Here is a 17,858-nt window from a genome sequence, read left to right on the forward strand (position 1 = left end):
TCGGGCAGTGAGCGTTGGCAACAAGACCTGGCCTAGCATCCCGGCCATGCGTGCTTTGCAACTCTTCGCCGGGCCACGGGCGCGGCGCGCGCTTCAGGAACAAGGCCTGCGCGCGGTCGACGTGCGGGTGGTGCCGGGAGCGGCGGGTGGACCCAAAGGGCTGGTGCTCAACCCGCTGGATCGTTTCATCTTCGGACATTGGTTGCGCGACGCGGGGCCGACGGTGCACCTTCTCGGCGCATCGATCGGCTCCTGGAGACTCGCTTCGGCCTGCCTGCCCGACGCCGACGCGGCGCTGGCGACACTGGCCGAGGACTACATCACTCAACACTACGAGCACGAACCGGGCCGACCTCCGACGAAGCGACAGGTCAGCGAAACATTCGGACATACGGTCAACGCACGACTGGGCGTTTGCGCTGACCAAGTTCTGTCACATCCGCGTTTTCGGCTGCACGTCTTCACGAGCCGGGGCCGCCATCTGCTCGGCAGGGAAGGGCGCTGGCGCACGCCGCTGGGCTATGCGGCGGCCTTCGTCGCCAACGCCGCCAGCCGGCGCGCGCTGGGCGGCTGGATCGAGCGCGTCGTGTTCAGCGACCCGCGCGACGCGCTGCCGTTCGCGCTGTCGGACTACCCGAGCCGCGTCTGCACGCTGACCCCGGCCAACCTCGCGCCGGCGGTGCTGGCGAGCTGCTCGATCCCGTTCTGGCTGGACGCCGTGCACGACGTGCCGGGCGGCCCGCGCGGCGCCTACTGGGACGGCGGCATCACCGACTACCACCTGCACCTGGGCTACGCGGCGATGAAGGACGGCCTGGTGCTGTACCCGCACTTCCAGCCGCAGGTCGTGCCGGGCTGGCTGGACAAGGCCTGGAAGCGCCGCCACCGCGCGACGCCGCTGCTGGACAACGTCGTCGTGCTGGCTCCGACGCCCGAGTGGGTGGCCTCGCTGCCGAACGGCAAGCTGCCCGACCGGGCCGACTTCAAGACCTATGGCGACGACCTCGCAGGGCGGGTGCGCGTCTGGCGCCGCGCGGTCGACGAGAGCCGCCGTCTGGCCGACGAGTTCGCCGAGTTGGTGACCTCGGGCCGCGGCGTGGATGCCGCTGCGCTGGCGTGAGGGCTAAAATGCCGGCTCCCATCAACCTTACAAGGGCGAGAAAGGCATGACGGTTATGACACCGCGGACTACCCCGTTCACCACCGAGGTCTGAGCCCCGCGCGTCCCGCGACTTCCCTTTCTCCGGACAAAGCGCGGCCTGGTTCCGTGCTTTTTCTTTTCCCGAGGTTGAACATGATCCAGATCACCCTGCCGGATGGTTCCCGGCGTGAGTACCCGGCGCCGCTGACGGTCGCCGACGTCGCCGCCTCGATCGGCGCCGGCCTGGCCAAGGCCGCGCTGGCCGGCCGTGTCGACGGCAAGCTGGTCGACACGAGCTTCACGATCGAGCGCGACGCGCAGCTCGCGATCGTCACCGAGAAGGACCCCGACGCGCTGGAGCTGATCCGCCACTCGACGGCCCACCTTCTGGCCTACGCCGTCAAGCAGCTGTTCCCCGAGGCCCAGGTGACGATCGGCCCGACCGTCGAGAACGGCTTCTATTACGACTTCGCCTACAAGCGCCCGTTCACGCCGGACGACCTGGCGGCGATCGAGAAGCGCATGGCCGAGCTCGCTGCGAAGAACGAGCCGGTCGTGCGCCGCGTGCTGCCGCGCGACGAGGCCGTGGCCTATTTCAAGGGCCTGGGCGAGGACTACAAGGCCGAGATCATCGGCAGCATTCCGAGCAACGAAGACGTCTCGCTGTACCGCGAAGGCGATTTCGAGGACCTGTGCCGCGGCCCGCACGTGCCGAGCACGGGCCGCCTGAAGCACTTCAAGCTGATGAAGGTGGCCGGCGCCTACTGGCGCGGCGACCAGGCCAACGAACAGCTGCAGCGCATCTACGGCACGGCCTGGGCCAGCAAGGACGAGCTGCAGGGCTATCTGCGCATGCTGGAGGAAGCCGAGAAGCGCGACCACCGCAAGCTCGGCCGCGAGCTCGACCTGTTCCACCTCGACGAGCACTCGCCGGGCACGGTGTTCTGGCACCCCAAGGGCTGGACCGTCTGGCAGGAGGTTGAGCAGTACATGCGCCGTGTCTACCGCGACAACGGCTACCAGGAGGTCAAGGGCCCGCAGATCCTGGACAAGGCGCTGTGGGAGAAGACCGGCCACTGGGACAAGTACCGCGAGAACATGTTCACGACGGAATCGGAGAAGCGCGACTACGCGCTGAAACCGATGAACTGTCCCGGCCACATCCTGATCTTCAAGCAGGGCATCAAGAGCTACCGCGACCTGCCGCTGCGCTATGGCGAGTTCGGCGCCTGCCACCGCAACGAACCCACCGGCGGCCTGCACGGCATCATGCGCGTGCGCGCTTTCACGCAGGACGACGGCCACATCTTCTGCACCGAGGACATGATCCTCGACGAGTGTGTCGCCTACACGGCGCTGCTGCAGAAGGTCTATGCCGACTTCGGCTTCACCGACATCCTCTACAAGGTCGCGACGCGCCCCGACAAGCGCATCGGCAGCGACGAGATCTGGGACAAGGCCGAGAACGCGCTGATCGAGAGCCTGAAGCGCTCGGGCTGCGACTACGTCATCGCCCCGGGCGACGGCGCCTTCTACGGCCCGAAGATCGAGTACACGCTGAAGGACGCGATCGGCCGCCAGTGGCAGTGCGGCACGATGCAGGTCGACTTCTCGATGGCCGAGCGCCTGGACGCCGAGTACGTCGCCGAGGACGGCTCGCGCCGCCACCCGGTGATGCTGCACCGGGCGATCGTCGGCAGCCTGGAGCGTTTCATCGGCATCCTGATCGAGCAGCACGCCGGCGCGCTGCCGGTCTGGCTGGCTCCGGTGCAGGCGGTCGTCGCCTCGATCACCGATGCGCAGGCCGAATATGCCGCCGAAGTGGCGAAATCGCTGCAGAAACAAGGTCTGCGGGTGCAGCTCGACCTGCGCAACGAGAAAATCAACTATAAAATCCGCGAGCACTCAGTGCAGAAGGCCCCGTTCATCCTGGTCGTCGGCGACAAGGAGAAGGCTAACGGGGCCGTTGCCGTGCGCGCGCGGGGCAACCTCGACCTGGGCGTGATGCCTCTCGCAGACTTCCAGCAGAAGATCGCCAGCGACATCGCCGCCAAGGTATGAGCCTTGCCAGCGCCGCCCGCACCCCTGTTTTGAATTGACGGCCCGCCGCCTTCGGGTCGCTCGAGGAGTTGACACATCGCTACGTTCATGGATCGCCGCACTCCCAACGCGGAGCGCAAGCACAGGCTGAATCGGGAGATCATGGCGCCGCAGGTGCGCTTGAACGGGGTCAATAACGAACCCCTGGGCATCGTCCCGACGATGGAGGCCCTGCGCATGGCTGGCGAGCTGGACGTCGATCTCGTCGAGATCGCGGCCACTGCGGATCCGCCGGTGTGTCGGCTGATGGACTACGGCAAGTTCAAGTACCAGGAGCAGAAGAAGGCTGCCGAGGCCAAGTCCAAGCAGAAGGTCATCGAGGTCAAGGAAGTCAAGTTCCGGCCCGGTACCGACGAAGGCGACTACGCGATCAAGATGCGCAACCTGCGCCGCTTCATCGCGGAGGACGGCGACAAGGGCAAGGTCACGCTGCGCTTCCGCGGCCGCGAAATCACGCACCAGGACATCGGCATGCGCCTCCTGGAGCGGATCCGCGACGAACTGGCGGACGTGGCGGTCGTCGAGCACATGCCCAAGCTCGAAGGCCGGCAGATGATCATGGTGCTGGCGCCCAAGCGGAAGTGAAGGCGCGGGCCGTTTGAGTTGCAGGAATTCCGCCGCCGCGGTCGGTCGCCGCGGTGGTGGAGCAGAAGCCGCTGCAGGCCGACAAGCGCGCCGGATTCTTCCGGCGACGCCTGCAGGGGTCACTTAGAAGGAGCAGTCATGCCCAAGATGAAGACCAAGAGCAGCGCCAAGAAGCGCTTCCGCGTGCGTCCGGGTGGCACCGTCAAGCGGGGCCAGGCGTTCAAGCGCCACATCCTGACGAAGAAGACCACGACCCGTAAGCGCCATCTGCGTGGCGCCGCGAACGTGCACGAGACCAACATGGGCCACATCGCCGCGATGCTGCCCTTCGCTGGTCTGTAATCTTCTTACGCACGCACAAGGAGCCACACAATGCCTCGCGTCAAACGCGGTGTCACCGCTCACGCCCGTCACAAGAAGATCCTGGCCCTGGCCAAGGGCTTCCGCGGCCGTCGCAAGAACGTCTTCCGCATCGCCAAGCAGGCGGTGATGAAGGCGGGCCAGTACGCCTACCGTGACCGTCGTACCCGCAAGCGGGTGTTCCGCCAGCTCTGGATCGCGCGTATCAACGCCGCGAGCCGTGAACTCGGCGTCACCTACAGCAAGTTCATGGCCGGCCTGAAGAAGGCCCAGATCGACATCGACCGCAAGGTCCTGGCCGATCTCGCCGTCAACGACCCGGCTGCCTTTGGCGCCATCGTCGCCAAGGTGAAGGCCCAGCTCGCTTGACCCGCAGGCCCCGGCATCGCCGGGGCATGAGCGTTCCAAAGGCCGTCACCTTCCAGGCGGCCTTTTTTGTTTTCTCGAGCCGTCGCGGCGCGACGGCTTTCGTAGACTGAAGCCGACATGAACGACCTCGAATCGCTGGTGCAGGCCGCCGTCGCCGATTTCGGCGCGGCGCCCAACCCGGCCGAACTGGAGAACGCCAAGGCGCGTTACCTCGGCAAGAGCGGCCGCGTGACCGAACTGCTGAAGGGCCTGGCCGCTTTGCCGCCCGAGCAGAAGAAGACCCGCGGCGCCGAGATCAACCAGGCCAAGGTCCGCATCGAAACCGAGCTCGGCGCCGCGCGCGAGCGCCTGGCCGAAGCCGAACTCGCCGTGCAGCTGCGCGCCGAGGCGCTGGACGTCACGCTGCCCGGCCGCGGCCGCTCGGTCGGCGGGCTGCACCCGGTGAGCCGCGTCATCGAGCGCATCGAGCAGATCTTCGGTTCGATGGGCTTCGATGTCGCCGAGGGCCCCGAGATCGAGACCGACTGGATGAGCTTCACGGCACTGAACAACCCGGAGAACCATCCGGCGCGTTCGATGCAGGACACCTTCTACGTCGACCTGAAGGACAGCGAAGGCCGGTGGCTCAACCTGCGTCCGCACACCAGCCCGATGCAGGTGCGCTACGCCCGCGCCCACGCCGCGAAGCACGCGGCCGACCTGGCCGCCGGCAAGACCATTCCCGAGATCCGCGTCGTCGCGCCGGGCCGCACCTACCGCGTCGACAGCGACGCCACGCACTCGCCGATGTTCCACCAGTGCGAAGGCCTGTGGATCGGCGAGAACGTCAGCTTCAAGGACCTGAAGTTCGTCTTCTCGGAGTTCATCCGCCAGTTCTTCGAGACCGACGACTTCGACGTGCGTTTCCGGCCGTCGTTCTTCCCGTTCACCGAACCCTCGGCCGAAATCGACATCGCCTTCCGCAGCGGCCCGCTGGCCGGGCGCTGGCTCGAGGTCGCCGGCTCCGGCCAGGTGCACCCGAACGTCGTGCGCAACTTCGGTCTCGACCCCGAGCGCCACATCGGCTTCGCCTTCGGCATGGGCCCGGACCGCCTGGCCATGCTGCGTTACGGCGTGCCCGACCTGCGCCTGTTCTTCGACAACGACCTGCGCTTCCTTTCCCAGTTCCGCTGACCCGACGAGAGCCGCATGCAGTTCCCAGAATCCTGGTTGCGCGAGTTCTGCAACCCCCCGCTCGGCACGCAACAGCTCGCTGACCTGCTGACCATGTCCGGCCTAGAGGTCGAGAGCCTGGAGCCGGTGGCGCCGCCGTTCACCGGCATCGTCGTCGCCGAGATCCTCGAAGCCGAACCGCATCCGCAGGCCGACCGCCTGCGCGTCTGCAAGGTGTCGATCGGTGCCGCCGAGCCGTTGCAGATCGTCTGCGGCGCGCCCAACGCCCGCGCCGGTCTGAAGGCACCGCTGGCCACCGTCGGCGCGGTGCTGCCGCCCGGCGAGGACGGCAAGCCGTTCAAGATCGGCGTCGGCAAGCTGCGCGGCGTTCAGAGCTTCGGCATGCTGTGCTCGGCGCGCGAGCTGAAGATCGCCGATGAACACGGCGGCCTGCTCGAACTGCCGGCCGACGCGCCGGTGGGCCAGAACATCCGCGAATACCTGAAGCTCGACGACACCGTCTTCACGCTCAAGCTCACGCCCAACCTGGCGCACGCACTGAGCGTCTACGGCATCGCGCGCGAGGTCTCGGCGCTGACCGGCACGCCGCTGGTGACGCCGGCCATCGCCCCCGTCGTGCCGGCGCACGACCAGCGCCTGCCGGTCGAGGTGCAGGCGGCCGACCTGTGCGGCCGCTTCTCCGGCCGCGTCGTGCGTGGCGTCGACACGAAGGCCAAGACGCCGCAGTGGATGGTCGACCGCCTGGCGCGTTGCGGCCAGCGCAGCGTCAGCGCGCTGGTCGACATCTCGAACTACGTGATGTTCGAGTTCGGCCGCCCGTCGCACATCTTCGACCTCGACAAGATCCACGAGAAGCTGGTCGTGCGCTGGGGCCGCGAAGGCGAGACGCTGAAGCTGCTCAACGGCAACACGATCACCGTGGACGCCAAGGTCGGCGTCATCGCCGACGCGGTGCAGGTCGAGTCGCTGGCCGGCATCATGGGCGGCGACGCCACCGCGGTGTCCGACGACACGAAGAACGTCTATGTCGAGGCCGCGTTCTGGTGGCCCGAGGCGGTGCAGGGCCGTTCGCGGCGCTACAACTTCAGCACCGACGCCGGCCACCGTTTCGAGCGTGGCGTCGACCCGGCGCTGACCGTCGAGCACATCGAGCGCATCACGCAGCTGATCATCGACATCTGCGGCGGCGAAGCCGGCCCGATGGACGACCAGACGCTGGCGCTGCCGAAGGCCGAGCCGGTGACGCTGCGTGTCGAGCGTGCCGCCAAGGTCACCGGCCTGCCGCTGACGCAGCCGCAGTGCGCCGAGGTCTTTCGCCGCCTGGGCCTGCAGTTCAGCGAGGAACCCGGCCGCCTGACCGTGACGCCGCCGAGCTGGCGCTTCGACCTGAAGATCGAGGAAGACCTGATCGAGGAGGTCGCGCGCGTCGTCGGCTACGACAAGCTGCCGGCGACGCCGCCGCTGGCGCCGGTGACGGCGCGCGTGCGCCCCGAGGCGCGCCGCAGCGCCTCGGCGCTGCAGCGGGCGGTCGCCGCGCTCGACTACCAGGAGACGATCAACTTCAGCTTCGTCGAGGAACGCTGGGAGCGCGAGCTGGCCGGCAACACCGACCCGATCAAGGTGCTGAACCCGATCGCCGCGCCGCTGGCCGTGATGCGATCCAGCCTCATAGGCAGCCTGGTCGCCGTGCTGCGCGGCAACCTGGCGCGCAAGGCGACGCGCGTGCGGGTCTTCGAGATCGGCCGCGTCTTCCGCCGCGACCCGACGGTGGTCGACGGCCCGCTGGCCGTGGCCGGCGTCGCCCAGCCGCTGCGTGTGGCCGGCCTGGCCTACGGCGGCGTCGCGCCGCTGCAATGGGGGCAGAAGGAGCGCCCGGTCGACTTCTTCGACGTCAAGGCCGATGTCGAGGCGCTGTTCGCGCCGCGCAAGCCGGTCTTCGTCGCCGCCGAGCACCCGGCGCTGCATCCGGGGCGCTGCGCGCGCGTCGAGGTCGACGGCCGTGCCGTCGGTTTCGTCGGCGAGCTGCATCCGAAGTGGCGCCAGGCGTACGAACTGCCGCAAGCCCCGGTGGTCTTCGAGTTCGAAGCCGCGGCGCTGCTCGAACGTCCTCTGCCGAACGTCGAGCCGCTATCGCGCCAGCAGTCCGTCTGGCGCGACCTGGCGCTGGTGGTGGGCGAGGGCGTGCGTCACGACGCGCTGATCGCCGCGCTGCGAGCCGACGCCCTGGTGCGCCAGGCGACGCTGTTCGATCTCTACAAGCCGGCGCAACCGGGTGGCGGTCTTGCCGCGGGTGAACGCAGCCTGGCCGTGCGCCTGGAACTGCTGGACCCGGCGGCGACCCTGACCGAGGAACGCATCGAAGCCGCCGTCGCCGCCGCCGTCGAACGCGTGCAGGCCGCCTGCGGCGCGCGCCTGCGCAGCTGAGCCCTAGCCGAGAATCGTCATGACCGACACCGCACCGAAGGAACGCGTGATCCTGCCGTCGCTGGAGACGCCGACCCTGACGAAGGCCGAGCTGGCCGACCTGCTGTTTGACCGGCTGGGCCTGAACAAGCGCGAGTCCAAGGACATGGTCGAAGCCTTCTTCGAGATCGTGCACGGCACGCTCGTCGAAGGCGACGACGTCAAGCTCTCGGGTTTCGGCAACTTCAACATCCGCCGCAAGGCGCCGCGCCCGGGCCGCAACCCGCGCACCGGCGAGCTCATCCCGATCAAGGCGCGCAACGTCGTCACCTTCCACGCCAGTCACAAGTTGAAGGCGATCGTGCAAGGCGACACGCCGGCCGAAGGGGACTTCGAGTAAAGTCTCGATCCCGCGTCGATCCTGTTGTTTTCAATGGAGAAAACGCTCCCCTCCATTCCCGCCAAGCGCTACTTCACCATCGGTGAGGTGAGCGAGCTCTGCGGCGTCAAGCCGTACGTGCTGCGGTACTGGGAACAGGAGTTCACGCAGCTCAAGCCGATGAAGCGGCGGGGCAACCGCCGCTATTACCAGCACCACGAGGTGCTGCTGATCCGGCGCATCCGCGAACTGCTCTACGACCAGGGCTTCACGATCAGCGGGGCGCGCAACCGCCTCGCCGAAGGGCATTCGGCCGCGCGTGCCGCGGCACTCGACGCCCAGGAGGCTGGCGCGGCAGCGGACCTGGACGAGGCCCTCGACGGTCTCGCAGAGTTGGCGGAAGCGCCGCCGGCGCCGCTGTGCGATGGGCTCGACCGCTGGCCGGACGGAGCCGAGCATCTGCGCGCCGAACTGCTGTCGATCCGCGAATTGCTCACGCCGTGATTCACAAGCGCTTGGTCTGATGTATACTGCAAGGCTTCGTCGGGGTGTAGCGCAGCCTGGTAGCGCACTTGCATGGGGTGCAAGGGGTCGCGAGTTCGAATCCCGCCACCCCGACCATTAAAAAGCCGAGGCCCGGTATCGCAAGATACCGGGCCTTTTGCTTTTTTCGGATCTTCGGCGCCACGGCACGCATCACAATAGAAGGCTTCGCAGTCTCAGCGCTGCGTCATCACATTTGACGATGCCACTCTACGAATACGCCTGCCAGGAATGCGGCCAGCACTTCGAGGCGCTGGTTCGCTCGGACACCATTCCCGAATGTCCGCACTGCCATTCCACGACGCTGGAAAAGCAGCTGTCGGTATTTGCCACCGGAAAGTCGGCCCCCGAAGCGCCGCCGAGCCCCTGCGCCGGCTGCGGCCGCGCCGGCGGCCCCGGCTCCTGCGCGTTCGGCTGATCGCCTGACGCTCCTCCAGCCGGCCGCCACGCCGGCTGCCGCGCGCCACCTCGGCGCGCGTTGCCCGCCCTGCAGCGCAGGTGCCGGGCTCTCGCCGCGGCTCTAGCGCCGGGAGACACCCTTCGATCTCCTTCCGAGCCTCCGGCGGCGCAAAGCCCCGCCGGGCTAGCCTGCGCCCGTCCGTGCGCGTCTGCACACGTTCGCCCCACGCCACCTGCAAAGGTTTGTAGGTCTCAAAACGGCGCTCGCCTGATGGAATTCGCTTCAACGAATTCTCCGCCAATTCGGCGGCTAATGGAGGCGATTATGTGGGACATCATTGCAGAACTCTTCGGCTTTCCGCGTACCGGCGGCCTTTGAATGACTGAACAAATTCCGGCGGAACCGTGAAGTCCTTCGATCTTCGCTCCGCTGGAATTCGACGCAGACGCGTCATGGTTTCTGCGCCCGGCAAGTGCTGGTGATCACGACCCGGGCCTTCGATGCGGGAGCGTTCGTCCCTCCAGCGCACTCGCATCAGGCGTCGCCCCCGGTGGGCGACGCCTCTTTTTTCATCCGGAGGGCGGCCTGTCGGCCCCGCAGCGGCGTCAGAGCAGGCCGAGTTCCATCGCCTTCAGCACGGCGCTGTGCTTGCTGGAGACCTCGAGCTTTGTCATCGCGTTGCGCAGGTGGAAGACGACCGTGTGTTCGCTCATGGACAGGATCTGGCCGATCGCCCAGGCAGACTTGCCTTCGCGCGTCCAGAGCAGCACCTCGCGCTCCCGCGGCGTGAGCTTGGGCACGCCCGACGTGCCGTAGGCGGAACGCGGAAGCATCACGCGAGCGGCGGTCTCCTGCGCGTGCACGGCCAGCAGTTGCAGGTCAGCCATCAGCCGCGTCAGGTCGCGATCGTCGGCTGGCAGCGGCTGGTCGCGGTCGACGCCGAACAGGAACTGCCGGCCACCGGGCATGTGCAGCGACATCGAGATGCCGGTGCGAAAACCGTGGAAGGCCTGGGTCTCCCACAGGTCGCCGGCACCGGCGTGCACGTAGGTCTCCTGGTCGTAGATGAACGGCAGGCTGGCGGTCAGCAGGCGCTGCAGGACGGGGTCGCGACGCGAGTCAGCCTCGTCCATCGACGCCTCCTGGAAGCTGCGCGGAAGGTTGCCGATGCGCGCCACCAGCGAAGGCTGCGACGGGCGCTTGACCATCAGCACGGCCTGGACGATCGGGAACTCGAGGTTCTGGGCAAAACGCACGAGGCGGGATTCGAACGTCGCACGATCGCCGGCGGTGCCAATGTCCAGGTAATCCTGGTATTTCATCGCGTTGACCAACAAGCCGGAGTCCTCGCCTATACGGGTTCGGGCACCGGCGAACTCCTTCGCGGACGGTGATGTAATGGGCTCGGTTTGCGTTGAACCCTGGATGATCCGGTTGTGGCCGGTTCGCGAATGGTACATGCCTGAGGACCCAGCCGAATGGCCGGCGTGGTGGCACATGGGCACACGCGTCGAACCGCCGTGCGAAAAGGCGGCTCACTGGAGCGGCGACACCGTCTGGGCGGCCACGGTCGACGGCGTCGAAGTCGCCGCGAGCTGGGCCTGGACCGAGGTGCGCCCGGGGGTGGTGGTGCTGAGCGATCCGAACGGGATCGCGTCGAACCTGCGTTGCCGCGGCGCATCGGCGCCCGAGGACGAGCGGCTGGCGGCCATCGTCGCGCTCAACCGGCTGACGCATGAACTCCCGTGGCGCGAGACCGTCTGCAGCATCCTGCGCATGCTGCGGCGCCACGCCGGGCTCGGCACGCCCGCCACGCCGCGGGTGCGGCGCACCAGGACGCCGTCGATGCCGTGCTGAAAGGCGCCGAAGGCGCCTGCAGGGCCCGGTGAATGCTCAGCAACGCTCGGATTTGGCCAGGCGGCCCCGGCGGCGCGCCCAGGCCAGCATCAACACCTGCACCCAGAGCGCCGATCGCCCCATCGGCTCGGCGCGCGGCGGGCGCTCGTAGCGCAGCCCGATCGCCACGCGCCCGGTCCACCAGACCTCACGGTTCGTGCCCGGCAGCAGCACCGGCCCCACGTGACCGGCCGGCAGGAAGATCGGCGGAGCGCTGGCGTGATGTCGGATCGGGTTCGATCGCTCGTCCATGGCGGCCTCGAAGCAGTGCGATGGCGGGTCCGGCATGGCGGAACGGCCGGGCCGTCCCATGGGCAATCGCGGTGCCCGGCTCGTGCTCAGCGATCGGCCGGTTCGGCGCAGGCCGCGGCTCGGGCGAGCAGACGCTTGCGCACCAGCTGCACGTGGCTTCGCAGGTCGTAGAGCTCGCCGGTGTAGGCCAGCGGCAGACCGATGCGCGCGATCTGGGCGTCGATGCGGTCGAGTTCGGCGTGCAGCCGGCCGAACTCGGCGTCGGGCCGTTCGATCGCCTGTTCGAGTTCACGCAGGTTGGCATACCAGCGGTACACCCGGGACCGAAAGCGCATCGTCAGCAGCGGCGGCAGCACGCGCGACAAGGGGATCAGCGCCGCCAGCAACGGCAGCAGCACGATCCACATCCGGTCGACGAAGTTCGCCAGCCAGAACGGCAGGTAGCGCTGCAGCCAGGGAGGGCCGTTGCGGGCGTAGCGGTCGGCTTCAGGCGACAAGGGCCATTCGGCGCTGACCGCCTGCGGGAAGTCGCCGGGCGAGTGCAGCCAGCCGGCACCGCCGTGGGCCTGGCGCTCGGCCTGGACCAGCAACTGCACCAGCGCCGGGTGCAGGTCCTCGCGTGCGACCAGCGAAGCGTTGGTGGCGACGAGATGAAGGTCCGCCGGCGGTTCGTCGCGCGCCAGGTCGACGACGCCGCGAGGCAGCACCAGCGCATGCAGGAAGGGGAAGCGGCGCGCATAGGCCTGGGCCTGGTCGAAGTCGAGCAGGCGGATGCCCGGCGCGCGCAGCAGGTACTGCACGAGCGGCGCGTCAGCGGCCGAAACCATGGCCAGCGCGTCGGCACGGCCTTCGACGAGTTCGACGACGCCGAACACCGTCGGCCGGTTGTCCAGGTGCATCGCCGCCGGATCGACGCCGTTGGCCGCGACGAGCTGGCGCCACAGCGGCGCGGTGCCGCCGCCGTCCGGGCCGATCTCGACTCGCCAGCCGCTCATCTGCGCGATCCGGCTCAGACCCTGCCGGCCGAAGGGACGGGCGCTCGCCTCGCGGTAGAAGACCCACAGCGGCTCGTGGGCGACGGTGCCCAGCGACATCAGCCCGTCGCCATCACCGGCGGCGCGCGGGTCCACGCCGCCCTGGACGAAGCCCACCTGCACGCCCGAGGCCGGGTCGCGCAGCAGCCGCAGGTTGTCGTCCGAGCCGCGCGTCGCGACGATGCGCAGATCCACGCCGTGCGCCTTCAGCAGGGGCACGTAGCGGCGAGCGAACTCGTCGTATGCCCCCTGGGCCGGACCGCTGGCCATCACGATGCGGCGTTCGGGCGTCGGGTCCAGCCAGCGGTAGGCGAACCAGGCCGCCGCCACCGCGGCCAGCGCCAGCGAGAGCGAAGCCCAGGCCGAGAGCTGCAGCAGGGTGTCGCGCCAGCGAAGCGCGGCCGGGCGCACGGCGGGAGAGCGGGGCTTGTCGGAGTCGGAAGGCACGACGGCGACGATAGCGGAGCCGATGGTTTTGCCGAAGCGGGCGAATCCCGTCCGACGGCATCACATTCCGTGTGCCGGGACGTGCCGCGCCTGCCTCTCAGGGAAAGTGATAAGTGTTTGCTTCAACCCCATGCCGGCTCGGCATTCCTGATTAGGATTGGGACATGACGGAACGCAGCACCGGACCTGCGCCCGCATTGGAGCCGTCACCGCAGAGACAGGCCCGCCGCCTGATATCGGCTCTGTGGCAAGGCGCCCAACGCGCGGCAAACTGGCTCGAAGGCCCAGCCGACCGCCTTGCGCGCGCCTGGTATCAGCTTCGCAGCAATGCGTCGCGCCGGCGCACCGCGGTGATCCCGCTGCCGATGGGCGTCTCGGCGTTCGCGGGCGGCCCCCTGGCCCTGACACCTTGCACTTCGCCGGCGATGCCGATGGCGGTCCGGCTCGGCGCGCCGTCGGCCGTCGGCCGCAGCCAGGCCGACGTGATGCGTTTGATCGAGTCGGTGCTGCTGCCCGGGCTGGTCGCCTGGCACCAGTCCTTGCCGGCCTGCGTCGACGAACGTCGCGCGGTCGAACTCGCGCGGCGCCTGATCGGCCCCACCGGCGCCGGCGTGCGCGAACTGCTGTGCGAGCACTACGCCGGCCACGGCTCGCTGCACCGGCTGTTCACCGACCTCGTCGAACCGGCGGCACGCCGCCTGGGCGACCGCTGGGCGGCCGACGACTGCAGCGAGGCCGACGTCACCATCGGCCTGTGCCGGCTGCTGTCCGAACTGCGCCAGATCGACGGCGCGGGCACGCGTGTCGCCGGCCATGCCGGCCGTGCCGCGCTGGTCGTGCCGCTGCCCGGTGAACCGCACATGCTGGGCGCGGCCCTCGATGCCGAGTCGCTGTGGCAGGCCGGCTGGCTGCCGCAGTCCGAGTACCCCGAGACCGACGCCGCACTGCAGTCGCTGGTGGCGGCGCGGCACTACGACGTGCTCTGCGTGTCGCTGAGTCCGTCGTTCCGGCGCTCGCACCGCCTCGACCGGCTGGCACAGGCCATCGCCCGCGCCCGCGCGGTGTCGCAGAACCCGAACCTGGTGGTGGTGGTCAGCGGCCGCGCGTTCCACGAGGATCGCAGCGCGGCACGCCGCGTCGGCGCCGACGGCCGCAGCCGCTGGGCCTCGCGTTTCGAGCTGCTGCACTGACGCCCGGCGGGCGTCGCCTCAGGCGCAGCGGTCGACCGTCGCGTCGGGCAGGTCGGCGAGCGGCCGCCAGCCCAGTTCCTTGGCCTTCACCAGCGCCGCGGCGGGCACGTCGACGACGAGGATGCGCCCGTCGGACATGCCGCACATCGCGGCACGGATGCGGCCGTCGTGGCCGCAGCGCGGCGCGCTCGCTTCGACGCCTGCCGCCGCGAGCCGCGCCAGGGCGGCAGGCATCGGGTCGGTGGCTGCCGGTTCGCACTGGCGCGTGCCGGCCGAGGTGTAGACGCTCACGCGAGCCTCGGCCGACGCGGCGGCGCAGCCGCCCAGCGGCACGGCGAGCGCGAACAGCGCGGCAAAACAGAACCGGGACAGGCCCGTCAGTGGCGTGCTCATCGTCTTGGCGCCCTCAAGGAGGTGGCCCGATGCTGAGCCGGCCCCGCGACCCGGTCAAGCCTCAGTGGCGCGAGAACAGGTCGCGCAGCTTGCAGAGCACCAGCGACAGGTCCGGCCGCGTGTCCGGCAAGGCCTCGCCGGCGATCAGCTGTTCGAGCGCACGACGCGGATCGCGTTCGCCGGTGCGTACCACCTCGGCGCCCCAAGCGGCCATGTGGCGCACGAAGCCCTCGCCGGCGCTGCCGACGACGAGGATCTCGCAGCCGCGCAGCGGGTGCGGCCCGTCGTCCTTGAAATGGTGCGGCAGCTGCTCGCGGGCGAGTTCGACCGCCTGCGGTTCGGGCAGCGCGGCGCCGGCCTGGCAGTCGTAGACCCACCAGTGACGGCACTGGCCGGCGTGGCCGGAGATCTGGCCCGATGGTTCGACAGCGACGGCGACGCGCACCGCGGCCCCGCTCAGTGCGCCTGGGGAGCCGAGGCCGGGGCCTGGGAGACCGTCGCCTGGGCGGCCTGGGGCGCCTGACCGGCGGCACCGCGCGCCGGATGGCCCGGGATGAAGGTCGAGGCGTCGATGCCGGCCGGCGTCGGACGCGTCTTGGACAGGGCAGGGTGGTAACCGAGGTCGGCGGCCTGGGCCGCGGCGATGGCCACGACGGAGGCGGCGAAGAGGAGCAGGGCGCGGTTCATGGTGGTGGTCCGGTTAAGGGTTAACCCTTTATACCAGAGTCATGCTGCGCTGCAGCATCGCGTGACCAAGCCCCTTCGCGAGCTTCCTGCAGCGGCCGGCCCACGAGGCAACCCCGCGCGACACCGGGACGGGCGGGGCGAGGCGGCCGCCGCTGCACGATACTCGTCAGTCCACGCTGTCCCGTCCGCAGCTGCTGCAGGAGGCTCTCGATGCGTCTGTCCGTTCGTCGCGCCTTCGCCGGCGAGGTCCTTGCCCCGTGCGGCCCGTGCCGCGCCCCGGGGCGCTGACGCGGTGCGCATCCGTTCGCAGCTGCTCGCGCTGGTCGTCGCCCTCGTCGTGCCGATCGCCCTGCTGGCCGGGGCGACGCTGGTTCAGCTGCAGTCGGTGCAGCGCCACGAACAGGAGGAGCGGCTGCGCGAACGCGTCACCGCCCTGAGGCTGGCGCTGGACTCCCAGGTGGAGTCCAGCCTCAGCGTGCTGGCGCGACTGGCGGAGGACCGAGGCGCAGGCGGCGAACTCGTCGACCGGTCCGACGCCGCGGCGCTCTTCGCCAGCCAGCCGCTTTGGCGCTCGATCACGCTGCTGGCGGCGCCCGGCGCGCCACCGCTGTGGCGCCTGAGCCGCGACGCCCACGACGAAGCACCGGTTCCGGCCACGGTCGTCGAAGGCGTGCGCGAGTCCGGCGCGGCCTTCGTCTCGGGCCTGCTCGGCGACGGCGAAACCGGCCATCGCAGCTACATCGCGGTGCCGGTCCAGCCCGGCGGCTCGGTGCTGGTGGTGACGGTCGGCGATCGGGAATGGATCGCCTTCCTGCGGCGCTACGCCGTGCCCGGGCCCGGCACGGTGACGCTCAGCGACCGTGACGGCCGCATCGTCGCGCGCACGCTGGACCATGAGGTCTGGGTGGGCGAGGCCTCGCCGCCGCAGTTCCGCCAGGCTACGCACGGCCAGGACGACGGCGTGCTCACCGGGCGCAGCCTCGACGGCACGCCTTACTTCAGCGCCTTCAGCCGGCTGCGCTCGACGGGCTGGGTGCTGGCCAGCGGCGCCCCGGTCGCGGTGCTCGACGGCACGGTGCGCAAGACGACCCTGGTCACCGTCGTTTCGCTGGCCGCGGCGACCGTGGCCGCGCTGCTGCTGGCGGCGGTCATCAGCAACCGCATCGCCGGCGCGATGAGCGGCGTGCTGGAGATGGCCGCCGGCATCGCCGGGGGCGATGACGACGCCGCCGATGCCCGCCTGTCGCAAGTCGATGCCGACACCGTTCGGCAGAAGGTGCAGGAGGCCGCCGAGGCGCGACGCGCACGCGACGAGGCCCAGGCGCGTGCGCTGGCCAGCGAGAGCCGCGCGCGCTCGATCGCCGAAGCGGCCAGCCGTTCCAAGGACCAGTACATCGCGATGCTCGGCCACGAGCTGCGCAATCCGCTGAGCGCCATCGCCTCGGCCGCCGAGGTGCTCGCCTGGCCGCACAGCGCGCCGGGGGACCGCGCCCGCGCCACCGAGGTCGTGCATCGCCAGACCCGGCATCTGCGCCGGATGGTCGACGACCTGCTCGACGCCACCCGCCTGGCCTCGGGCAAGCTCAGCATCGACCGCCGGCCGGTGGAGCTGTCGGCGCTCGCGCGTCACGTGCTGGACCACTTCGAGGCCGCCGGCCGCGGCAGCGAGCTGGCGATCGAGCTGCGCGCCGAGCCGGTGTGGGTCGAGGGCGACGAGGTGCGGCTGGAACAGGTCGTCGCCAACCTGCTGGACAACGCCTGCAAGTACACGCCGGCCGGCGGGCGCGTGCGGCTGGCGGTGCGGGCCGAAGCGGCGCAGGCGCTGATCGTCGTCGCCGACGACGGCCCGGGGCTCGAGCCCGAGCTGCTGCCGCGCGTCTTCGACTCCTTCTCCCAGGGCTCGCGGCCGATCGACCGGGCCTCCGGCGGCGTCGGCCTGGGCCTGGCGATCGTGCGCCAGATCGTCGCGCTGCACGGCGGCGAGGTCGACGCGGCCAACGGCGGCGAGCTCGGCGGCTCGGTGTTCACCGTGCGCCTGGCGCGCCGGCGCTCGCGGCCCCGGCCGGCCGGCCGCTGCGCGTGCTGATCGTCGAGGACAACAGCGACAGCCGCGAGATGCTGGCGGCGCTGCTGCAGCTCGAGGGCCACGCCGTCTCCACCGCAGCGGACGGCCCGTCGGGCCTGGAGGCGATCCGGCGCGAGGTGCCCGACCTGGCGCTGGTCGACCTCGGCCTGCCGGGCCTGGACGGCCATGCGCTGGCCGCCGCGGCCCGCGCCGGCGGCGCGACGACGCGGCTGTTCGCGCTGACCGGCTACAACACCGAAGCCGACCGCGACGCCGCCGCCCGAGCGGGTTTCGACGGCTACCTCGTCAAGCCGCTGGACCCGGCGACCCTGCAGGCGCTGCTCGTCGATCACGGTCTGGCGCCGCAGCCTGCGGCCCAGGAAAGCTGAGGCCGCGCACGGCGATTGCCTGCCCAGGGTCCGAACGACACGAGGACCCGAT

General features: G+C 69.9%; 20 protein-coding genes and 1 tRNA gene. 15 read left to right on the forward strand and 6 right to left on the reverse strand.

All coding sequences use genetic code 11. From position 1 onward, the window contains the following. The first annotated feature begins 46 nt into the window (after positions 1–46). From RGE_RS11940 to RGE_RS23700, 11 genes are all read left to right on the forward strand, one after another. Positions 47–1,120, forward strand: coding sequence for a phospholipase (locus RGE_RS11940; protein ID WP_043784028.1), 1,074 nt, complete (start codon positions 47–49; stop codon positions 1,118–1,120). A gap of 174 nt (positions 1,121–1,294) precedes the next feature. Further along, the gene (thrS, locus tag RGE_RS11945) at positions 1,295–3,202 is read left to right on the forward strand and encodes a threonine--tRNA ligase (protein ID WP_014428655.1); all 1,908 of its coding nucleotides are present in this window, start codon (positions 1,295–1,297) and stop codon (positions 3,200–3,202) included. Positions 3,203–3,289: 87 nt separating this feature from the next. After that, positions 3,290–3,826, forward strand: a complete 537-nt coding sequence (gene infC / locus RGE_RS11950) for a translation initiation factor IF-3 (protein ID WP_014428656.1) — start codon at positions 3,290–3,292, stop codon at positions 3,824–3,826. Between the two features lie 138 nt (positions 3,827–3,964). Then, positions 3,965–4,168, forward strand: a complete 204-nt coding sequence (rpmI, locus tag RGE_RS11955) for a 50S ribosomal protein L35 (protein WP_014428657.1) — start codon at positions 3,965–3,967, stop codon at positions 4,166–4,168. 30 nt (positions 4,169–4,198) lie between these two features. Next, the gene (rplT, locus tag RGE_RS11960; protein WP_014428658.1) at positions 4,199–4,555 is read left to right on the forward strand and encodes a 50S ribosomal protein L20; all 357 of its coding nucleotides are present in this window, start codon (positions 4,199–4,201) and stop codon (positions 4,553–4,555) included. A gap of 117 nt (positions 4,556–4,672) precedes the next feature. Beyond that, on the forward strand, positions 4,673–5,728 hold the full coding sequence (pheS, locus tag RGE_RS11965) for a phenylalanine--tRNA ligase subunit alpha (protein WP_014428659.1): 1,056 nt from the start codon (positions 4,673–4,675) through the stop codon (positions 5,726–5,728). Between the two features lie 15 nt (positions 5,729–5,743). Continuing rightward, the gene (pheT, locus tag RGE_RS11970) at positions 5,744–8,152 is read left to right on the forward strand and encodes a phenylalanine--tRNA ligase subunit beta (RefSeq protein ID WP_014428660.1); all 2,409 of its coding nucleotides are present in this window, start codon (positions 5,744–5,746) and stop codon (positions 8,150–8,152) included. 19 nt (positions 8,153–8,171) lie between these two features. Next, complete coding sequence (locus RGE_RS11975; RefSeq protein ID WP_014428661.1) at positions 8,172–8,531, forward strand: integration host factor subunit alpha; 360 nt, start codon at positions 8,172–8,174, stop codon at positions 8,529–8,531. Positions 8,532–8,564: 33 nt separating this feature from the next. Next, complete coding sequence (locus RGE_RS11980) at positions 8,565–9,014, forward strand: MerR family transcriptional regulator (protein ID WP_014428662.1); 450 nt, start codon at positions 8,565–8,567, stop codon at positions 9,012–9,014. A 40-nt stretch (positions 9,015–9,054) separates the two neighbouring features. After that, positions 9,055–9,131, forward strand: a tRNA-Pro gene (locus RGE_RS11985). Positions 9,132–9,255: 124 nt separating this feature from the next. Further along, positions 9,256–9,471 (forward strand): FmdB family zinc ribbon protein, encoded by a 216-nt coding sequence (locus RGE_RS23700; RefSeq protein ID WP_014428663.1) that lies wholly within the window; start codon positions 9,256–9,258, stop codon positions 9,469–9,471. A gap of 587 nt (positions 9,472–10,058) precedes the next feature. Here the strand turns inward: RGE_RS23700 and RGE_RS11990 are convergent. Further along, a complete protein-coding gene (locus tag RGE_RS11990) occupies positions 10,059–10,913 on the reverse strand; it encodes a helix-turn-helix transcriptional regulator (RefSeq protein ID WP_232504922.1) in 855 nt (284 codons plus the stop codon). A gap of 37 nt (positions 10,914–10,950) precedes the next feature. On the opposite strand from RGE_RS11990, the gene RGE_RS11995 reads away from it, so the two are divergent. Further along, entirely contained in the window at positions 10,951–11,310 is a 360-nt protein-coding gene (locus tag RGE_RS11995) for a hypothetical protein (RefSeq protein WP_014428666.1), read from the forward strand. Between the two features lie 36 nt (positions 11,311–11,346). Here the strand turns inward: RGE_RS11995 and RGE_RS12000 are convergent, their stop codons facing one another. Together RGE_RS12000 and RGE_RS12005 are read right to left on the reverse strand one after the other, a co-directional pair. Then, entirely contained in the window at positions 11,347–11,601 is a 255-nt protein-coding gene (locus tag RGE_RS12000; protein ID WP_014428667.1) for a hypothetical protein, read from the reverse strand. A gap of 86 nt (positions 11,602–11,687) precedes the next feature. Further along, on the reverse strand, positions 11,688–13,082 hold the full coding sequence (locus tag RGE_RS12005) for a TAXI family TRAP transporter solute-binding subunit (protein WP_014428668.1): 1,395 nt from the start codon (positions 13,080–13,082) through the stop codon (positions 11,688–11,690). Positions 13,083–13,513: 431 nt separating this feature from the next. Between RGE_RS12005 and RGE_RS12010 the strand changes: the two genes are divergently transcribed. Further along, positions 13,514–14,272 carry a cobalamin B12-binding domain-containing protein gene (locus tag RGE_RS12010; protein WP_014428669.1) on the forward strand — a complete coding sequence of 253 codons (759 nt, stop codon included), beginning with the start codon at positions 13,514–13,516 and terminating at the stop codon, positions 14,270–14,272. Between the two features lie 18 nt (positions 14,273–14,290). Here the strand turns inward: RGE_RS12010 and RGE_RS12015 are convergent, their stop codons facing one another. The 3 genes from RGE_RS12015 to RGE_RS24070 form a co-directional block, all read right to left on the reverse strand. Further along, positions 14,291–14,665: a hypothetical protein gene (locus RGE_RS12015; RefSeq protein WP_014428670.1), complete on the reverse strand. Its 375-nt coding sequence runs from the start codon at positions 14,663–14,665 to the stop codon at positions 14,291–14,293. 61 nt (positions 14,666–14,726) lie between these two features. Then, positions 14,727–15,110 carry a NifB/NifX family molybdenum-iron cluster-binding protein gene (locus tag RGE_RS12020; protein WP_014428671.1) on the reverse strand — a complete coding sequence of 128 codons (384 nt, stop codon included), beginning with the start codon at positions 15,108–15,110 and terminating at the stop codon, positions 14,727–14,729. 11 nt (positions 15,111–15,121) lie between these two features. Continuing rightward, complete coding sequence (locus RGE_RS24070) at positions 15,122–15,352, reverse strand: hypothetical protein (RefSeq protein ID WP_014428672.1); 231 nt, start codon at positions 15,350–15,352, stop codon at positions 15,122–15,124. Positions 15,353–15,644: 292 nt separating this feature from the next. On the opposite strand from RGE_RS24070, the gene RGE_RS23200 reads away from it, so the two are divergent. Together RGE_RS23200 and RGE_RS23205 are read left to right on the forward strand one after the other, a co-directional pair. Beyond that, positions 15,645–17,438, forward strand: coding sequence for a sensor histidine kinase (locus RGE_RS23200; RefSeq protein WP_014428673.1), 1,794 nt, complete (start codon positions 15,645–15,647; stop codon positions 17,436–17,438). Further along, the gene (locus RGE_RS23205) at positions 17,432–17,806 is read left to right on the forward strand and encodes a response regulator (protein ID WP_014428674.1); all 375 of its coding nucleotides are present in this window, start codon (positions 17,432–17,434) and stop codon (positions 17,804–17,806) included. The genes RGE_RS23200 and RGE_RS23205 overlap by 7 nt, the downstream gene beginning before the upstream one ends. The last annotated feature ends 52 nt before the right edge of the window (positions 17,807–17,858 follow it).

Origin of the sequence: Rubrivivax gelatinosus IL144, from assembly GCF_000284255.1 — a bacterium.
GTDB classification, from domain to species: domain Bacteria; phylum Pseudomonadota; class Gammaproteobacteria; order Burkholderiales; family Burkholderiaceae_C; genus Rubrivivax; species Rubrivivax gelatinosus_A.